Source organism: Bacteroides sp. 3_2_5 (assembly GCF_000159855.2).
GTDB classification, from domain to species: Bacteria; Bacteroidota; Bacteroidia; order Bacteroidales; family Bacteroidaceae; genus Bacteroides; species Bacteroides fragilis.
The window spans coordinates 3,054,859-3,078,347 of the sequence record NZ_JH636044.1 but is presented as its reverse complement, the minus strand read 5'-3'; the positions used below and the strand labels follow the sequence as shown (position 1 = coordinate 3,078,347).

At 38.1% G+C, this 23,489-nt stretch carries 22 protein-coding genes; 20 read left to right on the top strand and 2 right to left on the bottom strand.

The features are described 5' to 3' along the window. The first annotated feature begins 5 nt into the window (after positions 1 to 5). The 13 genes from BSHG_RS23585 to BSHG_RS05625 all read left to right on the top strand — a co-directional run bounded on the left by BSHG_RS23585 (position 6) and on the right by BSHG_RS05625 (position 14,835). A complete protein-coding gene (locus tag BSHG_RS23585) occupies positions 6 to 671 on the top strand; it encodes a CatB-related O-acetyltransferase (protein WP_008660490.1) in 666 nt (221 codons plus the stop codon). A 3-nt stretch (positions 672 to 674) separates the two neighbouring features. Continuing rightward, the gene (locus tag BSHG_RS05570) at positions 675 to 2,075 is read left to right on the top strand and encodes a lipopolysaccharide biosynthesis protein (RefSeq protein ID WP_008660488.1); all 1,401 of its coding nucleotides are present in this window, start codon (positions 675 to 677) and stop codon (positions 2,073 to 2,075) included. A 4-nt stretch (positions 2,076 to 2,079) separates the two neighbouring features. Beyond that, the gene (locus BSHG_RS05575) at positions 2,080 to 3,672 is read left to right on the top strand and encodes a hypothetical protein (RefSeq protein ID WP_008660486.1); all 1,593 of its coding nucleotides are present in this window, start codon (positions 2,080 to 2,082) and stop codon (positions 3,670 to 3,672) included. Further along, positions 3,660 to 4,631 (top strand): glycosyltransferase family 2 protein, encoded by a 972-nt coding sequence (locus BSHG_RS05580; protein ID WP_008660485.1) that lies wholly within the window; start codon positions 3,660 to 3,662, stop codon positions 4,629 to 4,631. Before BSHG_RS05575 ends, BSHG_RS05580 begins: the two co-directional genes overlap by 13 nt. Before the next feature lie 4 nt (positions 4,632 to 4,635). Continuing rightward, positions 4,636 to 5,862 (top strand): hypothetical protein, encoded by a 1,227-nt coding sequence (locus BSHG_RS05585; RefSeq protein ID WP_008660483.1) that lies wholly within the window; start codon positions 4,636 to 4,638, stop codon positions 5,860 to 5,862. Continuing rightward, positions 5,859 to 6,947, top strand: a complete 1,089-nt coding sequence (locus tag BSHG_RS05590; protein WP_008660482.1) for a glycoside hydrolase family 99-like domain-containing protein — start codon at positions 5,859 to 5,861, stop codon at positions 6,945 to 6,947. The genes BSHG_RS05585 and BSHG_RS05590 overlap by 4 nt, the downstream gene beginning before the upstream one ends. 390 nt (positions 6,948 to 7,337) lie before the next feature. After that, positions 7,338 to 8,420 carry a glycosyltransferase family 4 protein gene (locus tag BSHG_RS05595; RefSeq protein ID WP_008660480.1) on the top strand — a complete coding sequence of 361 codons (1,083 nt, stop codon included), beginning with the start codon at positions 7,338 to 7,340 and terminating at the stop codon, positions 8,418 to 8,420. Next, the gene (locus BSHG_RS05600; protein WP_008660478.1) at positions 8,417 to 9,169 is read left to right on the top strand and encodes a glycosyltransferase family 2 protein; all 753 of its coding nucleotides are present in this window, start codon (positions 8,417 to 8,419) and stop codon (positions 9,167 to 9,169) included. Before BSHG_RS05595 ends, BSHG_RS05600 begins: the two co-directional genes overlap by 4 nt. Before the next feature lie 8 nt (positions 9,170 to 9,177). Beyond that, positions 9,178 to 10,074 carry an NAD-dependent epimerase/dehydratase family protein gene (locus BSHG_RS05605; protein WP_008660475.1) on the top strand — a complete coding sequence of 299 codons (897 nt, stop codon included), beginning with the start codon at positions 9,178 to 9,180 and terminating at the stop codon, positions 10,072 to 10,074. Between the two features lie 117 nt (positions 10,075 to 10,191). Further along, positions 10,192 to 11,145 (top strand): MraY family glycosyltransferase, encoded by a 954-nt coding sequence (locus BSHG_RS05610; protein ID WP_005793469.1) that lies wholly within the window; start codon positions 10,192 to 10,194, stop codon positions 11,143 to 11,145. A gap of 149 nt (positions 11,146 to 11,294) precedes the next feature. Then, on the top strand, positions 11,295 to 13,757 hold the full coding sequence (pheT, locus tag BSHG_RS05615; RefSeq protein ID WP_005793472.1) for a phenylalanine--tRNA ligase subunit beta: 2,463 nt from the start codon (positions 11,295 to 11,297) through the stop codon (positions 13,755 to 13,757). A gap of 95 nt (positions 13,758 to 13,852) precedes the next feature. After that, positions 13,853 to 14,590, top strand: coding sequence for a YebC/PmpR family DNA-binding transcriptional regulator (locus BSHG_RS05620; RefSeq protein ID WP_008768977.1), 738 nt, complete (start codon positions 13,853 to 13,855; stop codon positions 14,588 to 14,590). Further along, on the top strand, positions 14,590 to 14,835 hold the full coding sequence (locus BSHG_RS05625; protein ID WP_005788104.1) for a TIGR03905 family TSCPD domain-containing protein: 246 nt from the start codon (positions 14,590 to 14,592) through the stop codon (positions 14,833 to 14,835). The genes BSHG_RS05620 and BSHG_RS05625 overlap by 1 nt, the downstream gene beginning before the upstream one ends. 149 nt (positions 14,836 to 14,984) lie before the next feature. Here the strand turns inward: BSHG_RS05625 and BSHG_RS05630 are convergent, their stop codons facing one another. Continuing rightward, complete coding sequence (locus BSHG_RS05630; protein ID WP_005788103.1) at positions 14,985 to 15,377, bottom strand: hypothetical protein; 393 nt, start codon at positions 15,375 to 15,377, stop codon at positions 14,985 to 14,987. Positions 15,378 to 15,519: 142 nt separating this feature from the next. On the opposite strand from BSHG_RS05630, the gene BSHG_RS05635 reads away from it, so the two are divergent. Further along, a complete protein-coding gene (locus BSHG_RS05635) occupies positions 15,520 to 16,773 on the top strand; it encodes an Nramp family divalent metal transporter (protein WP_005788100.1) in 1,254 nt (417 codons plus the stop codon). 10 nt (positions 16,774 to 16,783) lie between these two features. Then, positions 16,784 to 17,545, top strand: a complete 762-nt coding sequence (locus BSHG_RS05640; protein ID WP_005788098.1) for an exodeoxyribonuclease III — start codon at positions 16,784 to 16,786, stop codon at positions 17,543 to 17,545. A 1-nt stretch (position 17,546) separates the two neighbouring features. Here BSHG_RS05640 and BSHG_RS05645 read toward each other — a convergent pair whose 3' ends face one another. Next, a complete protein-coding gene (locus BSHG_RS05645) occupies positions 17,547 to 17,957 on the bottom strand; it encodes a secondary thiamine-phosphate synthase enzyme YjbQ (protein ID WP_005788096.1) in 411 nt (136 codons plus the stop codon). A gap of 69 nt (positions 17,958 to 18,026) precedes the next feature. Here BSHG_RS05645 and BSHG_RS05650 point away from each other — a divergent pair, with 69 nt between their 5' ends. The 5 genes from BSHG_RS05650 to nhaA all read left to right on the top strand — a co-directional run bounded on the left by BSHG_RS05650 (position 18,027) and on the right by nhaA (position 23,427). Continuing rightward, positions 18,027 to 18,491, top strand: a complete 465-nt coding sequence (locus BSHG_RS05650) for a C-GCAxxG-C-C family protein (RefSeq protein ID WP_005793479.1) — start codon at positions 18,027 to 18,029, stop codon at positions 18,489 to 18,491. 146 nt (positions 18,492 to 18,637) lie between these two features. Beyond that, entirely contained in the window at positions 18,638 to 18,838 is a 201-nt protein-coding gene (locus BSHG_RS05655) for a winged helix-turn-helix domain-containing protein (protein ID WP_005788091.1), read from the top strand. Positions 18,839 to 18,963: 125 nt separating this feature from the next. Beyond that, positions 18,964 to 20,745, top strand: coding sequence for a translation elongation factor 4 (gene lepA / locus BSHG_RS05660; protein ID WP_005788089.1), 1,782 nt, complete (start codon positions 18,964 to 18,966; stop codon positions 20,743 to 20,745). Positions 20,746 to 20,890: 145 nt separating this feature from the next. Continuing rightward, on the top strand, positions 20,891 to 22,069 hold the full coding sequence (locus BSHG_RS05665) for a sodium:proton antiporter (protein ID WP_005788087.1): 1,179 nt from the start codon (positions 20,891 to 20,893) through the stop codon (positions 22,067 to 22,069). 44 nt (positions 22,070 to 22,113) lie between these two features. Further along, entirely contained in the window at positions 22,114 to 23,427 is a 1,314-nt protein-coding gene (gene nhaA / locus BSHG_RS05670; RefSeq protein ID WP_008660469.1) for a Na+/H+ antiporter NhaA, read from the top strand. Positions 23,428 to 23,489 lie beyond the last annotated feature (62 nt).

Below are 23,489 nucleotides of genomic sequence, written 5' to 3'. Positions count from 1 at the left end.
TTATCATGATATTAGCAAAGATAATAAAACATATTTTACTAAGAAAAAAAGGGATATTTCTTGATGATAAATCTGACATTAATTGGGGACTTCAATTAGGTGTGGGATTTAAAAGGGCGAAAATTGTAGACTCTAAGTTAGAAATAAATTCTATGGGGAATGGCTGTTTTATAGAGCATACTATTGCTTATGGAAAAATTGAACTTGGAAATTATGTTTCTATTTCTGGCCCAGGAACAATTTTACATGCGGTGATTGGAAAAATTCAAATAGGGAATTTTTCAAGCATTGGACAGAATGTCTCGATTAATGAATTTAATCATAATATAAGGTTACCTTCTACTTATGCTATGCAGCTAAATTTCTTTTCAAAGAACTTTAAAGATGATGTAACTTCAAAAGGTGATGTTATAATTGAGGAGGATGTTTGGATTGGATCTAATTCAGTTATATTATCAGGTGTGCGTATTGGTAGAGGGGCTGTGATTGCTGCAGGTTCTATTGTTAATAAAGATGTCCCCCCTTATGCAATAGTTGGTGGAGTGCCATTTAAAGTTATAAAAATGCGTTTTACTGCAAATCAAATAGAATATTTGGAAAAAATACGATGGTGGGAATGGGATGACAAAAAAATTATGGATAATTGTCACTTTTTTGAAACGGAGCTTTGATATATGTCAAAACCTTTAAAAGCTGGTATTTGGTATTCGGCATCAAATATAATGCTTCGATCAGTGAGTATTATAACTGCGCCAATTTTTACTCGCTTACTTACGACAGAAGATTATGGTAAAATAAGTAATTTTACCTCATGGCAAAATATACTTGCTATTTTTATGGGAGTATTTCTCAATTATTCAATAGGGCGTGCGAAAATTGATTTTAAAGATGATTTTGAAGGTTATCTTTCTTCTATTCAAGGTCTTTCTTGTTTTATTGGTGTGTTGATATTGATTATAATAATTCCGTTTGTTAATAGTTTAGCGGAATTTATGGAAGTTGATAAAATACTACTAATAACAATGGTAGTTTATTTGATCTTTTATCCTTCTATTGAGTATATGCAATCTAAATTGAGGTTTGAATACCGATATAAGGAGAATGTATTAATTGCTGTTATTAACACTTTCAGTGTAGTTATAGTGTCAATTGTCTTAATACTTTCCAGTGGGTATGAAGAAAAATATATAGGGCGAATACAAGGTATTGTATATCCTTCTTTTTTAATAGCTACAATATGTTTTATTTTTATTTTTATTAGGGGTAAAAAAGTTATTGTTCTCAACTATTGGAAATATGCGCTCAATTTTTCAATACCAATGATTCCTCATGCACTTGCAATGATCGCATTAGCTCAGATTGATAGGATAATGATTGTAAAGATGGTAGGAGATAGAGAAGCTGGTATTTATAGCTTTGGGTATTCTTATGCAATTATATTGTCAGTAATAACGAATGCAATTATTAATGCTTGGCAACCTTGGTTATACAATTGTGCTAATGAGAATAAAGTAGATGAAATAAAAAAGTCCAATAAAGAAATTAATAAATTTGTTTGTATATTAACAATTTTATTTGTTGCAATTGCCCCAGAAGTTCTTATAGTCTTAGGCACAAAAGATTTTGTGGAAGCAAAATATATGGTTGGACCTGTAATTATCGGTACATTCTTTCAATTTCTTTATAGTTATTTTGTTTTAATGGAAATGTACTGTAAAAAGACAATAATTATTGCCATTGGATCAATTATGGCTGCTATTGTTAATTTTTATCTGAATATGTTTTTTATACCTATATTGGGTTATGTAGTAGCTGCTTACACAACTATGGTTGGATATATTTTACTTATGATTTATCATTGGATTGCATTCAAACTAGTTTATAAGCCTAAAATATTTGCGGAAAAGCAAATTCTTATCTTAACTTTTTTTACTCCGATTATATGTTTTGTTGTGATGTATTATTATGATAATCTAGTTTGGAGATTTTTAATCAGTTTTTTTATAGTGTTAATATATATATATAGTAATAAATATGCCCTATTTGCTGTAATAAATAGGTGGAGTAAAAAATGATTATATGTGTTTTGTAGATAAAAAGATATTAGTTTTGTGTAAAGAAACATATTCATATCCATTATATTTTCTAGCTCAGAAATGGATGAAAAATAATAGAGTAAGTGCTTTCTTTTTCAATCCTTGTGAAAGTATGTATAAGGAGTGCTCTATAAATGATACTACTTATTATGCATTTAAAAAGATTTCAGGAATTACTGTCTATACTTCAAATGATATTTCAGAGTATTTTAGTCATATTCTCGACTCTGATATAATTGATGAGAAATATCTCAATTATATTCAGGAGAGATATACTCATTTTGAGAATTTGAATAGTCAAATCTTAGCTACTCAATTTTTTACAAGACACTATCATTATAGAAATTATATGAAATCTTGTTCATATAATCAACAATTAAATTGGCTTATTCTTAATTATAAGAATATAAATAATATTGTAGATGATTTCAAGCCAGATGTTGTGATAGATACAGATAACGCTGAGTTAGCACGATGTGTTATGCGTGAGGTCTGCTATGAAAGAGATATTCCTTATATTACAATCGAATATCCTCGATATAGTTTTTATAAATCATTTTCGTTTAATCTTAATTTATCAGTAGATCCGATTTTTGTAGAAGGTTATCAGAGTAATCTCAATAAAGGTACCCAAGAATTGGCAGCGGAAATTTCATATGTTAGGGATTTCCGTTCAAAAGTTTCTATTATGCACGAAATGTATAAAAATGATGTAACATCTCAATATAAGCCAAATAGCTTTATGAAATTAGTTAGGACATTAGTGGGTAAGATTAGTTATTTTTGGGAACAGGATATTAAGGCTGGAAATTTAAAATTGAAACGTTCTAATCCTATTTTGTATAATAATTCTGTAGAGTATTTGAAATTTTATGCTAAATATGAATTAATTAAACAGTATTTACTGAGGAAGAATAAATATTTTTATACTCCTAGTAAAGGCGAAAAATATTTGTATATGCCTCTTCATCTAATTCCTGAATCAACTACTTTTACTTTGGCTCCTCATTACATTAATGAATTAACGATAATTGAAGCCGTTTCCAAAAGTCTCCCTGCTGGTTGGTGGCTATATGTCAAAGAACATCAAGCAATGGTGGGTGAAAGAGGGCTTGGTTTTTATCAAAAAGTGAATAAATTGCCAAATGTAAAAATGGTACAGCTAAATTATTATAGTGACCCCAAGCCATGGATTGTAAATTCTATGGGAGTTATTACCATCTCAGGTACTACTGCATATGAAGCTGCTTTATTACAGAGACATGCAATTATATTTAGCGATGTTCCGTTTAAATTATTGGATGGAGTAGAGAGGTGTCGTTCATTTGAGGATTTGCCAGAATTAATACGGAACTTTAGTACAACTTTGGATAATGAAAAATCTTGTGCTGCTTATATAGCGACAGTAAAACAATTAGGGTTTTCTATTGATCTCAAATATTTGATGAATCAAGGTGAGAAAATTATTCGTAATAAGTCTCAACAAGATAGTCGTTATCAGGAAAATTTAAATAATCTTGAACAGTTGTATCTTTTAGCTTTTAGTTTATATAAGCGTGTAGTATGCCAAAAGTAAGTGTTATTATTCCTGTCTATGGGGTTGAAAAATATATAGAACGTTGCGCAAGAAGTCTTTTTGAGCAGACTCTTGATGACATGGAATTTATTTTTATTGATGACTGTACTCCAGATGGATCGATCAATATCTTAAGTAATGTATTGGAGAGTTATCCGTTGAGAATTAAACAGACGCAAATTGTAAAAATGCAAATGAATAGTGGGCAAGCGGAAGTTCGTCGTTTAGGAACACAATTAGCTACTGGTGATTATATTATTCATTGTGATAGTGATGACTGGGTCAATGCTGATATGTATAAGAAGATGTGGGAGAAAGCTGTTGGCGAAGATTTAGACATAGTAGTATGTGACTTTTATAGAAGTGATGGGAATAATTATCAGATTTTCAAAGGGATATATGATGGGGTATATCAAAATAAAACTGTTTACTTCTCTGAATTATTAAAGGGGCAGGTAACCACTGCTGTGTGGAATAAGTTAGTTTCTCGTGAGATTTATTTTTCTAATAATATTATATATCCAACGTCCAATATGTGGGAAGATTTTGTGCTTAATGTACAATTAACTTATTATTCAAGGCGTATTGGATATATTAATTTACCATTATATTTTTATTTTAGCAATCCGCTTTCTATATGCCATAGTAATATTGAACAGAGAATTTCGCAGGTGATCGATAATTCTAATTTAATATTGAGATTTCTTCACTTACAGGGATTGGATAAAATCTACAAAGATGAATTGTTGTATTTTAAGTACTATTCTCGCTCAGAATTAGCTGTGCATGTTATGGAGAAAAAATATCGAATAATGTGGAAAAATATTTATCCTGAAATAAATGTGAAATTTTGTTTTTCAAAGGCTGTTTCATTTAAGGAAAAACTGAAATTCATGAGTATTTATAGTGGAATCTATCCTATGATTATTCGGGGTATAAGAATCTTGAAAAGTAAATAGATTTATGATTTCTTTAAAATGGTATGGAAATAAATGTCAACTGTTTATTGTACATAATTATTATCTTATACTCGTAGCGGTTTATGTTCTAAGTATACATGTTCCTATTGTAAGAACGGGAGTGGCTATGTCTTTTGTCTTATTATATTTATATACTTCATGTAAAATTATACGATTTGCCTCAAGCTCAGCAGGATTAGTTTTTTTCTTTTTAATTTATTGCATCTTTTCTGTTCAAGGATATTTCTATAATGAGTTGCCTATTTCTGTTTATTGGGCAGAGATCTCTACTCAGCTCCTTCCTATGATTTTTTTCTTTATTCCTTTCAATCAGGAAGTAGATAAAGAACGTTTTTATAGAATATTTGTAGTTGCAATTACAATTGCAATTGTTTTAGGTATTTATTATTATATTTTTAACCCTCCTGCTTATATTCAATATATAGTAAAGACAGCAAATACTGCTTATGAGGGAAGTATAGGAGTTTCAATACAAAGATTTAATTCAATCTTTGGGAGTACAATAATGGGTTCATTTTCCGTATTTATGATAATTATTATTATCTATAGATTTTGGGATGTTAAAAAGGAATATTCGTTCTTAAGTTTATTGTTGTATTTATTATTATATATAATTGCATTTGTAAGTGCTATTTTAACTGCACAGAGGTCATCAATGGCTCTAGCTTTTTTTTGTGTTGTATTTATGTATATATGTTCAATTCTATGTCGAAAAAAAATCTTGAAGTCGTTTACTTTTTTTAATGTTTTATTGTATGTAGTTGTGGTGACTGTCATTTTGACCATGTTTCAAGAGTATTTTGATTTTTTTGAGGAAAGAATTGATTCTATAGATGGTGCTTTTGATGAGAGAAATGGGCAATGGATTGATACCTTTAAACATAGTGAAAATATAATATTTGGAACAGGTTTGGGATCTGCTGGGCATAAGGTCCTTGCTTTTACAAAATATCATATTACTGATGGTGCATTATTTAAGATTACTGCTGAGTGTGGAATAGTTGGTCTTATCTTTTTCTTATATATAATTATAAAATGTCTTGTCTTGAAAATAAAATATTTTCCTTGTCTATTTAGAGAATATTTGATAATTGTTGTTTGTTTAGCTCAGTCTACAGGATCAAATACATTGGTTTTTCAACAAATATTACCTATTTTTTGGTTTTCATTAGGGTCAATAGCTAACTACTATAAAACTAAGGATTTATGAATATAATTGCTTATTATTTACCGCAGTATCATCCAACAAAGGATAATGATATATGGTGGGGGAAGGGGTTTACAGAGTGGACTAATGTTGCAAAGGCAAAGCCCCTTTTCCCAGGACACTATCAACCGAGAATTCCTGCTGACTTAGGCTTTTATGATCTCAGAATGTCTGATGTTCGTCAAAAACAGGTTGATTTAGCAATAGAAGCTGGTATTTCAGGTTTTTGTTATTACCATTATTGGTTTGGAAATGGAAAACAAGAATTAGAATTACCATTTAATGAAGTGGTAGCATCAGGTGAACCTAATTTCCCTTTTTGTCTCTGTTGGGCTAATGAGACATGGTCCCATAAATTTTGGAATGAAGATGGGAGTATCATTGGCAGTGAAACACTGATTGAGCAAAAGTATTTAGGGGAAGATGATGATATTCTCCACTTTAATACTTTGCTTCCTGCATTTAAAGATAAACGATATATGCAGATTGATGGAAAACTGGTTTTTGTAATTTACAAACCGTTAGCTTTTCAAGATGTTTCAAAGTTCATAGAATTATGGAATGACCTTGCTAGAAAAAATGGATTAAACGGTTTTTATTTTATTGGTTTTACTTTTAATGCTGATAAAGAAGGTGAACAAATTCTTAAACTTGGTTTTGACGCAATAGATTCATGTAGATTAAATCGGAATCGTATACGAGGAATAGGTTGGTTTTTTCGAAAAATAATAAGTATAATATTTCATACTCCACGGAGGGTTGCTTATAAAAAAGTGATACCTACGCTTATTGGGGAATTAGAGCGTAATTGTGACAATTATTTTCCTACAATAATTCCCAACTGGGATCATACACCTAGAAGTGGTGTAAATGGTGATCTTTTTACAAAATCTACACCTGATTTATTTGAAATTCATTGTATGGATGTTTTGTCTTCTGTAACGAAAAAAAATACAAATAGACAAGTGTGTTTCCTGAAATCATGGAATGAGTGGGGAGAAGGTAATTATATGGAACCTGACTTGAAATATGGTAAAGGTTACATTTATGCCTTAAGGAAGGTTGTGGATACATTGGAATCATTATAATCTATATTAGTATATTATTTTCGAACACCTTCGATAATGAATTGTTAATAGGGGTATCTGCAAGTGTTTTATTTTAGAATTTTTTGCATATTTTCATGTTTGTCTTTTATTGTATGATAAAGTTCAATTTATATTTTTAATGTTTATTCAATTTCATATTTTGGGGTAACCAATATATTTACTATTACTAATTTCAAATTTTGAAGTTTAGCTAATTGGAAATTAGGAATTTTATTGACATTCGCTTGGTCGGATTTTAGAATGTTATTTAGATGTCCTTATTACTGTATTTGTGATGTTATTCTTTTTTGACCATTCCTAAATGATCTTTTTATTCTTTTTTTAATATTCTTTTTCTTTTAAAGATTCTTATAAGTCTTCTATATACAAATGATTAAAGTAGTATTAGATAATATAATTTTTTCATTGCAAAGGTCCGGAGGTATTTCTGTTGTTTGGTCTGAATTATTGAAAAGATTGCAACTTGGCAATTTGAATTTTGAGTGCTTAGAGTATGATGTTATGAGTAATATAAATCGTAGGCAGTTGAATCTTAATTCTAAAAGTGTTCAAGTTAGAAAGAAAAGGTTTCTAAGTATTACTAGATATTTCTCACCTAGGGTTGTCAAGAATGAGAAATTTATCTTTCATTCTTCTTATTATCGTACTTGCAGTAATCCTAATGCCATTAATATCACAACTGTTCATGATTTTACATATGAATACTATTATAAGGGTTTAAAAAAAAGGATTCATTTATGGCAAAAACATCGTGCTATATCCAAATCAAATTTTATAATATGTATATCAGAGAATACAAAACGTGATTTATTGAAGTTTCTACCGGATATCAATGAAACTAAAATACGTGTTATTCATAATGGAGTTTCTGATGATTATTTTCCAATTAAAGAAAGAGAAGAACTTGAATTACCTTTTGAACTAGAAACCTATATGCTATTTGTAGGCTCTCGTGAAAAGTATAAAAACTTTGAATTAGCAGTAAAGGCGGTAGCATGTAATAGATTAAAATTAGTGATAGTTGGTGCACCTCTACTTGCTGAAGAGTTGGACTTTTTACAAACAGAATTGGGACAGTCCAATTTCATGGAAATGGGACGTGTTTCTAATGAAGAACTTAATTGTCTGTATAATGGAGCAATGGCTCTTTTGTATCCTTCGGAATACGAAGGCTTTGGAATCCCTGTATTAGAGGCACAGAGGGCAGGTTGTCCTGTTATTGCATACAATGCTTCATCTATTCCTGAAATAATAGGTGATACTCCGTTATTGCTTGATGTATTATCAATAGAATCTATAACAAAATGTTTTAATGTATTGAAGATAAAAAAGGAACGTGAAGATATTATTTATAAAGGAATTGAGAATGCAAAACGCTTTACATGGGACAGAATGTATGAGCAAGTAATCGCTTTATATAAGGAAGTATGGGAGAAAATAAAAAAAAAATGAGTTTCTCTTTAGTTACAGTAACTTACAATAGCGCACAGACACTACGTGATACTATAACTTCTGTATTATCACAAACTCATCAAGCTATAGAGTACATAATAATAGATGGTTTTTCGAAAGATAACACTGTGGCGATTATAAAAGAGTATGAGCCATTGTTTAATGGGCGCCTGAAGTGGATTAGTGAAAAGGACAATGGCTTGTATGATGCGATGAATAAAGGTTTTCAAATGGCAACAGGAGATGTGATTGGGATTATTAATTCTGACGATTTAATATCTGATCCTAATGCAATTGAAAAAGTGATAAAATGCTTTGAATCAGATACTTCTATTGATGCTGTTTATGCTGATTTATATTATGTTGCTCAGAACGATATATCTAAAATAGTTCGGTATTGGAAATCAGGGGGACAACGTCCTTTCTGTAAAGGGTGGCATCCGGCTCATCCTACATTTTATGTGAAGAAGGAAGTATATCAGAGATATGGGTTGTTCGATCTGGATTTTAAGTTCGCAGCAGATTTTGAGTTAATGCTTCGTTTGATTGATAAAGAGCATATTAAATTATATTATCTTCCTGAACCTTTAGTCAGGATGCGATTAGGGGGAACTACAAGTAAGAATCTATCTAATATTAGGAAAGGAAATCTTGAATGTATAAATGCTTTTAAAAAGAACGGAATAAAAGTGAGTATGTTATATCCTTTATATCGTTTATTACCCAAAATCAGGCAATATTTTCAATAATATAATCAATGAATCTTCTTTTTACTGGTGCTTCTGGCTTTTTAGGCAGCAATCTTTATTCTCTACTGAAAGATAAATATCAAATTAGGACTGTAGGGCTGACTTCTCGGGATAATTATACTATAAATTTAGTGTCGGATGTTCCTAAACTGAATATCAAGTACGATGTTGTGCTGCATGCTGCAGGTAAAGCGCATTCTATTCCTAAAACAGGAGAAGAGAAACAACTTTTTTTTGATGTAAATCTTCAGGGTACCAAGAATTTATGTACTGCTTTAGAGAATAGTGGTATTCCTAAAGCTTTTATTTTTATAAGTACTGTTGCTGTTTATGGTTGTGATTCGGGTGAGAATATCACGGAAGAGCATCCTTTAAATGGAACGACTCCTTATGCTTTGAGTAAGATTAAGGCTGAGAAATACTTGGAAGGGTGGTGTGCTATGCATAATGTAAAGTTAAGTATACTTCGTCCTTCATTGATTGCCGGACCTAATCCTCCGGGAAATTTAGGAGCGATGATTCGTGGGATTAGAAATGGTAAGTACTTAAGTATTGCCGGGGGAAAAGCCCGGAAAAGTGTTCTGATGGTTCAGGATATTGCAAATCTTCTTCCTATGTTAATAGAAAAGGGTGGGATATATAATGTTTGTGACAGTTACCAGCCGAGTTTTCGTGAACTGGAGATGGTGATATGTAAGCAATTGAATAAAAAAAGACCAATATCTATTCCTTATTGGTTGGCTAAAAGTATGGCTGTCATTGGAGATTGCCTGGGTGAAAAAGCTCCGATCAATTCATTGAAACTTCGTAAAATCACAAGCTCTTTGACCTTTAGTAATGAAAAGGCTGTACGGGAACTCAAGTGGAAGCCCATGAATGTGCTGGAGACTTTTCTTATAGAATAGAAGAAAGTGTGGATGGAAACTTTTCTTTGGATTATGGGCATTTTGACCGGATTGGCAGCTTTAGTCTTTTTAGGGCTTCAGTTTTGGTTTCATTTAATAGACAAGAATGAATAACTTATGTATTATCTGATAATCTTAGTTCTGCTATTCTTGGCAGAACTTTTTTATTTCCGTATTGCTGATAAATGCAATATCATCGATAAACCGAACGAACGGAGTTCGCATACCCGGATCACGCTACGGGGTGGAGGTATTATTTTCTACTTGGGTGCATTGGCTTATTTTCTGACAAATCAGTTTGAGTATCCTTGGTTCATGCTGGCTCTGACTTTGATAACCTTTATTAGTTTTGTGGACGACATTCGCTCTACCTCTCAGGGATTGCGTTTAGTTTTTCATTTTACTGCAATGGCCTTGATGTTTTATCAATGGGGATTATTCAGTCTGCCTTGGTGGACTATCCTTGTTGCCTTGATTGTATGTACAGGCATTATCAATGCTTATAACTTTATGGATGGGATTAATGGCATTACGGGAGGGTATTCTTGGGTTGTATTACTTGCTTTAGCTTTTATCAATGTGCAAATTGTCCGTTTTGTGGAGGAGGATCTGATATACACTATGCTTTGTGCTGTGTTGGTATTTAATTTTTTCAATTTTCGCAAGAAGGCCAAATGCTTTGCCGGGGATGTGGGATCGGTCAGTATTGCCTTTGTGATTCTTTTCCTGATAGGTAAACTAATAATTCGAACAGAGAATTTCAGTTGGATTGTTTTGCTTGTGGTTTATGGAGTAGATAGTGTGCTGACTATTATCCATCGGCTTATGCTACATGAAAATATTGGTTTGCCACATCGGAAACACTTATATCAGTTGATGGCAAATGAACTGGAGATCCCGCATGTGGTGGTTTCACTGATTTACATGACATCACAAGCCATAATTATTGTTGGTTATCTGTTAACTCCCGGTTGGGGCTATTGTTATTTATTGGGCACAATTGTCATACTAAGTATGGTGTATATCTTATTTATGAAGAAATATTTCCATTTGCATCCGGCTATGAAATGATATCACGATATCGACTCTGATAGAAAATGCCTCCCGGCCATCTTTTTTAAAGCTGACCGGGAGTTTTTTTATAACCATTCATTCCCCATCAACCAAAAAATCTTATTAACTTTGCGGGTCACTTTTGAAAACATAAAAAACTTAATGATATGAATATCTCTTATAATTGGCTGAAAGAGTATGTCAATTTCGATCTGACGCCCGATGAAGTGGCGGCTGCGCTGACTTCTATCGGACTGGAAACAGGTGGAGTAGAAGAAGTTCAAACGATTAAAGGCGGGTTGGAAGGCCTCGTGATTGGTGAGGTGCTGACTTGCGTGGAACATCCCAATTCAGACCATTTACACATCACAACCGTAAATTTGGGTAACGGCGAACCTACTCAGATTGTGTGCGGAGCTCCAAACGTAGCTGCCGGACAGAAAGTCGTTGTTGCCACTTTGGGCACGAAGCTCTATGATGGTGACGAATGTTTTACTATTAAGAAATCAAAGATTCGCGGCGTGGAGTCGATCGGTATGATATGTGCTGAAGATGAAATCGGGATCGGAACTTCACATGACGGTATCATCGTATTGCCGGAAGATGCCGTACCGGGTACTCTTGCGAAAGATTATTATAATGTAAAGAGCGACTATGTACTTGAAGTAGATATTACTCCGAACCGTGCTGACGCTTGTTCACACTATGGGGTGGCACGCGACTTGTATGCTTATCTGGTACAGAATGGCAAACAGGCTGCACTGACCAGACCGTCTGTTGATGCTTTTGCTGTCGAAAATCATGATCTGGACATCAAGGTAACTGTAGAAAACAGTGAGGCATGTCCACGTTATGCAGGTGTTACTGTGAAAGGGGTTACTGTTAAAGAGAGTCCGGAATGGTTGCAAAATAAACTTCGCATCATCGGTTTGCGTCCTATTAATAATGTAGTGGATATCACAAATTACATTGTGCATGCTTTCGGGCAACCGCTTCATTGCTTTGACGCAAACAAAATAAAAGGGGGCGAGGTGATTGTGAAAACAATGCCGGAAGGCACAACGTTTGTCACGCTGGATGGCGTTGAACGTAAGTTGAATGAACGTGATCTGATGATCTGTAACAAAGAAGACGCTATGTGTATTGCCGGTGTTTTCGGAGGTCTTGATTCCGGTTCTACAGAGGCCACAACGGATGTGTTTCTCGAAAGTGCATATTTCCATCCGACATGGGTGCGTAAGACGGCCCGTCGTCATGGCTTGAATACAGATGCTTCTTTCCGTTTTGAGAGAGGTATTGATCCTAATATCACGATCTACTGCCTGAAATTGGCGGCTATGATGGTAAAGGAACTTGCCGGAGGTACCATTTCTTCGGAGATTAAAGATGTCTGTGCTACTCCTGCACAGGATTTTATTGTCGAGTTGACTTACGAGAAGGTACACAGCCTGATTGGTAAAGTGATTCCGGTAGAGACGATAAAGAGCATTGTTACCAGTCTTGAAATGAAAATTATGGACGAGACGGCCGAAGGACTGACATTGGCCGTACCTCCATATCGTGTGGATGTACAGCGTGACTGCGACGTGATTGAAGATATCCTGCGTATTTACGGATATAATAATGTGGAAATTCCATCGACACTGAAGTCGAGCCTGACTACAAAAGGAGATTGTGACAAGTCGAATAAGTTGCAGAACCTGGTGGCTGAACAGTTGGTAGGTTGTGGTTTCAACGAGATTCTGAATAACTCTTTGACTCGTGCCGCTTATTACGATGGTTTGGAAAGCTATCCTTCCAAGAATCTGGTTATGTTGCTGAATCCGCTAAGTGCAGATTTGAATTGTATGCGACAGACACTGTTGTTCGGTGGATTGGAAAGCATTGCCCATAATGCTAACCGTAAGAATGCGGATTTGAAATTCTTTGAATTCGGTAACTGTTATCACTTTGACGCGGAGAAGAAGAATCCTGAGAAGGTTTTGGCTCCTTACTCAGAGGATTATCATTTGGGACTGTGGGTGACCGGTAAAATGGTATCAAATTCATGGGCACACGCAGATGAAAACACTTCTGTCTACGAATTGAAGGCTTATGTGGAGAATATTTTCAAACGTTTAGGATTGGATTTGCACTCTCTGGTAGTGGGCAACCTGAGTGATGATATTTATTCTACGGCCTTGACGGTAAATACTAAAGGTGGCAAGAGACTGGCTACATTCGGTGTCGTTACCAAGAAGATGCTGAAAGCTTTTGATGTTGATAATGAAGTCTATTACGCTGATTTAAACTGGAAAGAGCTGATGAAAGCGATTCGTTCAGTAAAAGTAAGCTATAAAGAGATTTCTAAGTTCCCGGCTGTGAAACGTGACTTGGCTCTGTTGTTGGATAAGAAGGTACAGTTTGCCGAGATTGAAAAGATCGCTTATGAAACAGAGAAGAAACTCTTGAAAGAGGTTTCTTTGTTTGATGTTTACGAAGGCAAGAATCTTGAAGCCGGAAAGAAATCTTATGCTGTCAGCTTCTTGCTTCAGGATGAAAGCCAGACTCTAAACGATAAGATGATTGATAAGATCATGTCGAAACTGGTGAAGAACCTGGAAGACAAACTGGGAGCCAAACTCAGATAAACATATAATATAGAAACAACAATTAAATAATTAATAAAACTCATGCCCGCTTCTTCTCTGAATTAGAAGCGGGGTGAGGCAAATATTTTAAACCAATGGGAAGAGCGTTCGAATATAGAAAAGCTACCAAGCTGAAAAGATGGGGCAACATGGCCCGTACATTTACGAGAATCGGTAAACAAATTGCTATCGCTGTAAAAGCCGGTGGTCCTGATCCCGAAAACAACCCGCATCTGCGTGCAGTTGTCGCTACTGCAAAACGTGAGAACATGCCGAAGGATAACGTGGAACGCGCTATCAAGAATGCCATGGGTAAAGACCAGAAGGACTATAAGGAAATGAATTATGAAGGTTATGGTCCTTTCGGTATTGCGGTATTTGTAGAAACGGCTACAGATAACACAACCCGTACTGTTGCCAATGTTCGTAGCGTTTTCAATAAGTTTGGCGGAACACTGGGTACTTCAGGCAGTCTTGATTTTATGTTCAGCTGGAAGTCAATGTTCACCATTACAAAGAAAGAAGGCGTGGATATGGACGATCTGATTCTGGAACTGATCGATTACGGGGTAGAGGAAGAGTATGATGAAGACGAAGATGAAATCACGCTTTACGGTGATCCGAAGTCGTTTGCCCAGATTCAGAAATATCTTGAAGAGAATGGCTTCGAGGTGAAAGGTGCTGAGTTTACCCGTATTCCGAATGACGAAAAAGATCTGACACCGGAACAACGTGCCACCATTGATAAGATGGTAGAACGCCTGGAAGAAGACGAGGATGTACAGAATGTGTACACTAACATGAAGCCTGCAGATAACGAAGGCGAAGAGTAATGAAATACGTTTATAAAACCCAGGGTACTTGCAGCACAAACATCGAATTGGAGGTGGAGAATAATATTGTGAAGGAAGTAGCTTTTTGGGGTGGATGTAACGGTAATCTGCAAGGAATTTCACGTCTGGTGACCGGAATGCCTGTGTCGGATGTCATTACGAAGCTTGAAGGGATCCGGTGTGGGGCTCGCTCTACTTCATGTCCCGACCAACTATGCCGTGCTTTGCACGAGATGGGTTTCTAAGAAAAATAAAGGCTGTATTTGATGTCAACGCAGACTCTGTTACGGAGTAACAAAGCTTCTGTAAACATCATTTAGAGGCTGTATATAAAAATAAGAGAGGCGGCAACTCAAAGTTGACCGCCTCTCTTATTTTTATATAAACCGATTTCTTATTTATACATATCGGGAGTAACTGTTACTTGAATCAGCTCTTCCTTTGTTTTGCCTGACAGATAGATGTATTTAATGGTCACATCCGATTCTCTGTACACTTTCATCTCTTCAGTGTTCTTTATTGTTTCCGGCAGGGTTTCTTCCAATGATTTCTTCAGTTGTTCTGACATGGTAGGATCGTCAGCCTGGCCGCTTAAGGTATAGAAATAGGTAAATGTATTGTCCTTACCTGAATAAGTGGTGCTGTCCATTCTTGTCATTTCATCGACAGTGATGGGGCATTGTTTGTTTACTTGTTCGGCAGCCAGTTCGAAAACTTTTTGTTTGGCCTGTTGGCAAGAAGCAAGCGTGAAAAGAACAGCGCATGCTCCGAGAATAATTTTTTTCATTTGCTTAATCTTTTTAATGTGTGAATATTGGGCAAAGATAGTTGTTAAAAGTGAACCGAACAAGGTTCTCGCTTGTTATTAATAACTATCTTTGTAGATAGATTTTATGAATTAGAAGAAAAACAAGAGACATGACATCCTTATGAAAAATATTTTTAAAGATTTAAAAAGTAAAGACCACAAACGCTATCTGGGAGGTTTGGACGTCTTCAGATATATTGGTCCCGGTTTATTGGTTACTGTAGGTTTTATTGATCCGGGCAATTGGGCTTCTAATTTTGCGGCAGGTTCAGAATTTGGTTACTCACTGTTATGGGTGGTTACGCTGTCCACCATCATGCTGATCATATTGCAACACAATGTTGCTCACTTGGGAATCGTGACAGGGCTTTGCCTTTCGGAGGCGGCAACGCAGTATACGCCCAAGTGGGTATCGCGTCCCATACTGGGGACGGCCGTACTTGCTTCCATCTCTACATCACTGGCCGAGATTCTGGGAGGGGCCATAGCGCTGGAAATGTTGCTCGACATTCCTATTGTCTGGGGGGCCGTTCTGACTACCGTTTTTGTTTCCATCATGCTTTTTACAAATTCATATAAGAAAATAGAGCGCTCCATCATTGCTTTTGTATCGGTGATCGGCTTGTCGTTCATCTATGAACTCTTTTTGGTGGATATTGACTGGCCTATGGCAGTAGAAGGGTGGGTGACGCCGGCTATACCTAAGGGGAGCATGCTCATTATTATGAGTGTGCTGGGTGCTGTGGTGATGCCTCACAATCTTTTCCTGCATTCGGAGGTGATTCAGAGCCACGAATACAATAAACAGGATACAGCGTCCATAAAGAAAGTGTTGAAGTACGAATTGTTTGATACGCTCTTTTCAATGATTATAGGATGGGCCATCAACAGTGCCATGATTCTGTTGGCAGCCGCTACCTTCTTTAAAAGTGGCATTCAGGTTGAAGAGCTGCAGCAGGCGAAATCATTGCTCGAACCCCTGTTGGGAAGTAATGCGGCTATTGTTTTTGCTTTAGCCCTGCTTATGGCGGGTATCTCGTCTACGATTACCAGCGGGATGGCGGCCGGATCTATTTTCGCCGGTATCTTTGGCGAATCATACCACATTAAGGATAGCCACTCTCAGGTAGGGGTTATTCTGTCGTTGGGCATTGCGTTGCTGCTGATTTTCTTTATCGGTGATCCGTTTAAGGGTCTGATCATCTCTCAGATGGTGCTGAGTATCCAGTTGCCGTTTACGGTTTTTTTGCAGGTCGGTCTGACCTCTTCGCGTAAGGTGATGGGCGATTATGTCAATAGTAAATGGAGCACGTTTGTGCTTTATACCATTGCCGTGATAGTGACAGTGTTGAATATAATGTTGTTGTTCTCGTAAAATATAAAAGATGAAAATTATAACTTATAATGTGAACGGACTTCGTGCCGCAGTAAACAAGGGGCTGCCCGAGTGGTTGGCCGAGGAAAATCCCGATGTGCTTTGTCTGCAGGAAACCAAACTGCAACCCGAACAATATCCGGCAGAGGCTTTTGAGGCACTTGGATATAAAGCATATCTCTATTCGGCACAGAAAAAAGGATATAGCGGAGTAGCCATCTTGACCAAAGTAGAGCCCGATCACATAGAATATGGTATGGGAATTGAAGAATATGATAACGAAGGGCGTTTTATTCGTGCGGATTTTGGTGATTTGTCTGTGGTGAGCGTTTACCATCCTTCGGGCACTAGCGGAGACGAACGCCAGGCTTTTAAGATGGTCTGGCTGGAAGCATTCCAGAAGTATGTGACGGAATTGCGTAAATCACGTCCCAATCTGATTCTTTGTGGGGATTATAACATTTGCCATGAACCGATCGATATTCACGATCCGGTTCGTAATGCTACCAACAGTGGTTTCTTGCCCGAAGAACGGGAATGGATGACCCGTTTCCTGTCGGCGGGCTTCATTGATTCTTTCCGTACGCTTTATCCTCAAAAGCAAGAGTATACTTGGTGGAGTTACCGTTTCAATTCGCGTGCCAAGAACAAAGGGTGGAGAATCGATTATTGTATGGTCAGCGAGCCGGTACGCTCCTTGCTGAAAGAAGCCGTTATTCTGAACAACGCCGTTCACTCCGATCATTGTCCGATGGCGTTGGAGATCGGCTGATTCACTCCAAAATGGTAATACTCAGTTTGCGTTTGTCGCCCCCGTCCCGGAATTCACACAGGTAGATCCCTTGCCAGGTTCCGAGGTTCAGACGGTGATTCCGGATGGGGATACTGACTGAGGTTCCGATTAGTGAAGCCTTAATGTGTGCGCTCATATCGTCCGGGCCTTCAAGGGTGTGGACGAAATAAGGGGCACCGTCGGGTACGAGTTTGTTGAAAAACGTATTGAAGTCATGACGCACGTCCGGATCGGCATTTTCGTTGATAGTGATGCCTGCTGAGGTATGCTTGATGAACACAACCAGCAGTCCGTTTTCCGGCAGGTCCGGAAGGAGAGAAAGGATGTCACAGGTGATCAGATGGAAGCCACGTGGATAGTGTGGCAATTGTATGTCAAAGGTTGTTGCCATAAAAATCATTGATTAGTTGCCGACAAAGATACTTTTTTAATATTTTTGCAAGAAATAAAAAAATATAAAATGACAAAGGAAGAAAGGATAAGCCGTGCTACTGAGCTTTTCAAGAGCGGCTATAATTGTTCGCAGTCTGTAGTAGCTGCATTTGCCGATATGTATGGATTTACTGAAGAGCAGGCGCTGCGTATGGCAGCTTCGTTTGGCGGAGGTATCGGGCGCATGCGTGAAACGTGTGGCGCTGCCTGTGGCATGTTTCTACTTGCCGGACTGGAGAAGGGGGCAATTGACGGAGCCGATCGTGAGGGAAAGGCTGCCAATTATGCTTTGGTGCAAGAGCTTGCGGCCGAATTCAAGAAACGAAATGGTTCGTTGAATTGTGGCGAACTGCTTGGTTTAAAGAAGAAAGCACCGGTGTCGTCCGAGCCGGAAGCCCGGACAGAACAGTATTATGCCAAAAGACCTTGTTCGAAAATGGTAGAGGAGGCAGCCAGAATTTGGGCAGAATATCTCGAAAAAGAGAAGAAATAGTCTTCAAATTGATGTTTTCATTACAAGAAAGAGAAAAAAGTTACTAATAATCTGTTATATAACATAATTATAACTATATTTGCAGTCGAAATAAAACCTGAATTGTTCGGGTTTTAACTCATGTCTAACTAAAATTTCTAAAGCAAATGTTGAAAGAAAAAGCAGGTGAAATTGCAGGTAAAATCTGGAATGCACTGAATGGAACAGAAGGACTGACTGCCAAGCAGATTAAGAAAGCAACTAAATTGGTGGATAAAGATTTGTTCCTTGGCCTCGGATGGCTGTTGAGAGAAGATAAGATCTCTACTCAGGAAATCGAAGGTGAACTCTTCGTTACATTGAACTAAGGAGTGAATTACTTCCCCAATAAAAAAATGCGTTGATACATTATGATATGTTATCAGCGCATTTTTTTATGTTCTGGCATTTGTGTATATTTGCGCACCAAATTAAATTAAGATAATAGTATCAGATGGATAAAATCAGAAATTTTTGCATCATTGCTCATATTGACCATGGTAAATCAACATTGGCGGACCGTTTGTTGGAGTTCACTAATACCATTCAGGTGACAGAAGGGCAGATGCTTGATGATATGGACTTGGAAAAGGAGAGGGGGATTACGATTAAAAGTCATGCCATACAGATGGAGTACACTTATAAGGGGGAGAAGTATATTCTGAACCTGATCGATACTCCGGGGCATGTTGACTTTTCATACGAAGTATCCCGCTCGATAGCTGCCTGCGAAGGTGCGTTACTCATTGTGGATGCGTCGCAAGGAGTCCAGGCACAGACCATCTCGAATCTTTATATGGCTATTGAGCACGATCTTGAAATCATTCCGATCATTAACAAGTGCGACATGGCAAGTGCCATGCCCGAAGAGGTGGAAGACGAGATCGTAGAGCTGCTGGGATGTAAGCGGGATGAAATTATCCGTGCGTCCGGTAAGACCGGTATGGGTGTGGAAGAGATACTGGCAGCGGTCATCGAGCGTATACCTCATCCTCAAGGTGATGAAAGTGCGCCGTTGCAAGCTTTGATATTCGACTCCGTATTCAACTCATTCCGTGGAATCATCGCTTATTTTAAGATAACGAACGGAGTCATCCGTGCTGGTGATAAGGTTAAGTTCTTCAATACCGGGAAAGAGTATGTTGCAGACGAAATCGGAGTGTTGAAGATGGAAATGGTTCCACGCAAGGAACTCCGGACGGGAGATGTAGGCTATATCATTTCGGGAATTAAGACTTCGAAAGAGGTGAAAGTGGGAGATACGATCACTCACGTAGCCCGCCCTTGCGATAAAGCGATTGCGGGATTCGAAGAGGTGAAACCGATGGTGTTTGCCGGAGTTTATCCCATCGAAGCCGAAGAATTTGAAGATCTGCGAGCTTCACTTGAGAAGTTGCAGCTGAATGATGCCTCACTGACGTTCCAACCGGAATCATCGTTGGCCTTAGGCTTCGGTTTCCGTTGTGGCTTCCTGGGATTGCTTCACATGGAAATTGTACAGGAGCGTCTGGATCGTGAGTTCGATATGAATGTCATCACCACAGTTCCTAACGTATCTTATCATATTTACGACAAACAAGGTAATATGACGGAGGTGCATAACCCCGGCGGTATGCCCGATCCGACTATGATCGACCATATAGAAGAGCCTTATATCAAAGCTTCTATTATAACAACGACCGATTATATCGGACCTATCATGACGCTTTGTCTCGGTAAGCGGGGCGAATTGTTGAAGCAGGAATATATCTCGGGAAACCGCGTCGAGTTGTTCTATAATATGCCGTTGGGTGAAATTGTGATCGACTTCTACGACAGACTGAAGAGTATTTCGAAAGGTTATGCTTCGTTCGATTATCATCCGGATGGTTTCCGTCCGTCCAAATTGGTGAAACTGGATATTTTGTTAAACGGTGAATCGGTTGATGCGCTTTCTACCCTGACTCACTTCGATAATGCTTACGATATGGGGCGTCGGATGTGTGAGAAGTTGAAAGAACTCATTCCGAGACAACAGTTTGAAATAGCTATTCAGGCCGCTATCGGTGCTAAGATTATAGCTCGTGAAACGATCAAAGCGGTGCGTAAAGACGTTACGGCAAAATGTTACGGAGGTGATATCAGCCGTAAACGTAAGCTGCTTGAGAAGCAGAAAAAAGGAAAAAAACGTATGAAGCAGATCGGTAATGTGGAAGTGCCGCAGAAGGCATTCCTTGCCGTGCTTAAACTGGATTAGGAAATAAAGGCTGCAACGTAATAAAAAAACAGGAATCTTTCTGAACAAATTTTGTTGCAGCCAGTTTCTAATATACCAGGCAATTGTCATCTGTCCGCAGAGCTTTCCCTGGCAATTGCCTTTAAAACAACGATAAACAATAAAAATGAGAAAAGTTCTGTCTTTTTCGGCCTTTTTGATTATTGGCCTTTTGCTATCACAATACTTGCCGTTATTGGCAGGTGAAGGATATGCTACCGTAAAAATTGTATCTAACATTCTTCTTTACATCTGCCTGAGTTTTATTATGATTAACGTAGGGCGTGAGTTTGAAGTTGATAAGACCCGTTGGAGAAGTTATGCCGGAGACTACTTCATTGCAATGGCTACTGCCGCCATGCCTTGGTTTCTGATTGCTATCTATTATGTATTTGTGCTTTTGCCGCCAGAATTCTGGAACAGTTGGGAGGCTTGGAAAGAGAATCTGCTGTTAAGCCGTTTCGCAGCTCCTACATCGGCCGGTATTCTTTTCACGATGCTCGCCGCCATCGGACTTAAATCAAGTTGGATTTATAAAAAGATTCAGGTCCTGGCAATTTTTGATGACCTCGATACCATTTTGTTAATGATTCCCCTGCAGATAATGATGATTGGTTTGCGCTGGCAGCTGATCGTGGTTGTCTTTATTGTCTTCTTATTGCTTTCATTGGGTTGGAAACAGTTGGGAAGGTATAACTGGCGTCAGGACTGGAAAGCGATAATGGGCTATTCGGTGCTTGTATTTGTTGCTACCCAAGCCGTTTACTATTTTAGCAAGCAGCTCTATGGCGAAGAGGGGAGTATTCACATCGAGGTGTTGTTGCCGGCTTTTGTGCTGGGTATGATCATGAAACACAAAGAAATAGATACTCCTGTCGAGCATAAAGTTTCAACAGGGGTTTCGTTCCTGTTTATGTTCTTGGTAGGTATGAGCATGCCGCATTTCATTGGGGTGAACTTTGCCGAGACACATGCCGGAACCCATTCGGTGACAGGTTCGCAGGAAATGATGTCGTGGGGAATGATAGCACTTCACGTATTGATTGTTTCACTGCTTTCAAATATCGGTAAGCTGTTTCCTGTGTTCTTTTACCGGGATAGGAAGTTCAGCGAACGCCTGGCGCTTTCTATCGGTATGTTTACCCGTGGTGAAGTAGGAGCCGGAGTCATCTTTATTGCCCTCGGATACAACTTGGGTGGTCCTGCATTGGTTATTTCAGTGCTGACCATTGTATTGAATTTGATTCTGACCGGTATCTTTGTACTATGGGTGAAGAAGTTGGCATTGCGAAGCTATACAACTTAGCCGTGTCATAGAATTGCTTAAATCTAATATTATATATACCTATTATGACAGTTTTACGTTCGATGAAGGATTTCTCGTCGATGAATATTACGGCGAGTATTCTATTGTTTGTCACAGCGATTGCTGCTGCGGTAATCGCTAACTCTCCGGCAGCATCGGTGTATCAGGAGTTTTTGTCGCATGAACTTCATTTTCGCATCGGAGGCTTTAATTTACTTTCGCATGCGGGACACAATCTGACGATGATTGAGTTCATTAATGACGGTCTGATGACGATTTTCTTCTTAATGGTCGGACTGGAGATTAAGCGAGAGTTACTGGTAGGCGAGCTTTCCTCGTTCCGTAAAGCTGCACTGCCATTCATTGCCGCATGTGGCGGAATGGTAGTGCCTGTTGTCATCTATTCCATGGTTTGTGCTCCGGGCACTGAAGGCGAGCAAGGACTGGCTATCCCTATGGCAACCGATATTGCCTTTTCTTTGGGAGTGCTCAGCCTGTTGGGCAAGCGTGTTCCGTTGAGTCTGAAAATCTTCCTTACAGCGTTTGCGGTAGTCGATGATATAGGCGGTATATTGGTGATTGCCATTTTCTACAGTTCACACGTAGCTTATGAATATTTGTTATGGGCGGCGCTGCTTTACGTTCTGTTATATTTTATAGGTAAGAAGGGAGCTACCAATAAGATTTTCTTTTTAGTTGTCGGTGTGGTTATCTGGTATCTTTTCCTGCAATCGGGTATCCATAGTACGATTTCCGGTGTTATTCTGGCCTTTGTCATTCCGGCCAAACCACAGTTGAACGTCGGTACATATATTGAGCGTATCCGGCGCATTATCAGTACATTCCCCGAAATGGGAGCAAACAACATCGTACTGACCAATCAACAGATAGCCAAGCTGAAAGAGGTTGAGTCGGCTTCCGACCGTGTCATCAGTCCCCTTCAGTCGCTTGAGGATAACCTGCATGGTGCAGTGAATTATCTTGTCCTTCCGTTGTTCGCTTTTGTCAATGCAGGTGTTATGTTTAGTGGCGAAGGTGAAGTTATTGGCGGGGTTACCCTTGCGGTTGCTTTGGGATTATTGGCAGGCAAATTTCTGGGGATTTATTCTTTTACCTGGCTGGCTGTCAAAAGCGGTCTTACTCCGATGCCTTTGGGGATGAACTGGAAGAATATATCCGGAGTGGCGTTACTGGGTGGAATAGGCTTTACGGTATCGCTTTTCATCGCCAATCTTTCGTTCGGCTCCGCCCATCCTGTATTATTGAACCAGGCCAAACTCGGTGTTTTATCCGGTACGGTAATGGCGGGTATCTTGGGATACCTGGTTTTGCATTGGGTCTTGCCCAAAAGAAGATAACTTTCACCTGTAATAAGGTCCGTTTTCTAATCTCCTGCTAAAATTAGGTAAATAATTTATGC

Excerpts from the sequence above, each read along its gene's own strand:
- BSHG_RS05575 (WP_008660486.1), top strand. The coding sequence starts at position 2,080 with ATGTGTTTTGTAGATAAAAAGATATTAGTTTTGTGTAAAGAAACATAT.
- BSHG_RS05620 (WP_008768977.1), top strand. The coding sequence starts at position 13,853 with ATGGGAAGAGCGTTCGAATATAGAAAAGCTACCAAGCTGAAAAGATGG.
- BSHG_RS23585 (WP_008660490.1), top strand. The coding sequence starts at position 6 with ATGATATTAGCAAAGATAATAAAACATATTTTACTAAGAAAAAAAGGG.
- BSHG_RS05655 (WP_005788091.1), top strand. The coding sequence starts at position 18,638 with ATGTTGAAAGAAAAAGCAGGTGAAATTGCAGGTAAAATCTGGAATGCA.
- BSHG_RS05590 (WP_008660482.1), top strand. The coding sequence starts at position 5,859 with ATGAATATAATTGCTTATTATTTACCGCAGTATCATCCAACAAAGGAT.
- BSHG_RS05630 (WP_005788103.1), bottom strand. The coding sequence starts at position 15,377 with ATGAAAAAAATTATTCTCGGAGCATGCGCTGTTCTTTTCACGCTTGCT.
- BSHG_RS05585 (WP_008660483.1), top strand. The coding sequence starts at position 4,636 with ATGATTTCTTTAAAATGGTATGGAAATAAATGTCAACTGTTTATTGTA.
- pheT (WP_005793472.1), top strand. The coding sequence starts at position 11,295 with ATGAATATCTCTTATAATTGGCTGAAAGAGTATGTCAATTTCGATCTG.
- BSHG_RS05640 (WP_005788098.1), top strand. The coding sequence starts at position 16,784 with ATGAAAATTATAACTTATAATGTGAACGGACTTCGTGCCGCAGTAAAC.
- BSHG_RS05625 (WP_005788104.1), top strand. The coding sequence starts at position 14,590 with ATGAAATACGTTTATAAAACCCAGGGTACTTGCAGCACAAACATCGAA.
- BSHG_RS05570 (WP_008660488.1), top strand. The coding sequence starts at position 675 with ATGTCAAAACCTTTAAAAGCTGGTATTTGGTATTCGGCATCAAATATA.
- BSHG_RS05665 (WP_005788087.1), top strand. The coding sequence starts at position 20,891 with ATGAGAAAAGTTCTGTCTTTTTCGGCCTTTTTGATTATTGGCCTTTTG.
- lepA (WP_005788089.1), top strand. The coding sequence starts at position 18,964 with ATGGATAAAATCAGAAATTTTTGCATCATTGCTCATATTGACCATGGT.
- nhaA (WP_008660469.1), top strand. The coding sequence starts at position 22,114 with ATGACAGTTTTACGTTCGATGAAGGATTTCTCGTCGATGAATATTACG.
- BSHG_RS05580 (WP_008660485.1), top strand. The coding sequence starts at position 3,660 with ATGCCAAAAGTAAGTGTTATTATTCCTGTCTATGGGGTTGAAAAATAT.
- BSHG_RS05600 (WP_008660478.1), top strand. The coding sequence starts at position 8,417 with ATGAGTTTCTCTTTAGTTACAGTAACTTACAATAGCGCACAGACACTA.
- BSHG_RS05635 (WP_005788100.1), top strand. The coding sequence starts at position 15,520 with ATGAAAAATATTTTTAAAGATTTAAAAAGTAAAGACCACAAACGCTAT.
- BSHG_RS05610 (WP_005793469.1), top strand. The coding sequence starts at position 10,192 with ATGTATTATCTGATAATCTTAGTTCTGCTATTCTTGGCAGAACTTTTT.
- BSHG_RS05650 (WP_005793479.1), top strand. The coding sequence starts at position 18,027 with ATGACAAAGGAAGAAAGGATAAGCCGTGCTACTGAGCTTTTCAAGAGC.
- BSHG_RS05605 (WP_008660475.1), top strand. The coding sequence starts at position 9,178 with ATGAATCTTCTTTTTACTGGTGCTTCTGGCTTTTTAGGCAGCAATCTT.
- BSHG_RS05595 (WP_008660480.1), top strand. The coding sequence starts at position 7,338 with ATGATTAAAGTAGTATTAGATAATATAATTTTTTCATTGCAAAGGTCC.
- BSHG_RS05645 (WP_005788096.1), bottom strand. The coding sequence starts at position 17,957 with ATGGCAACAACCTTTGACATACAATTGCCACACTATCCACGTGGCTTC.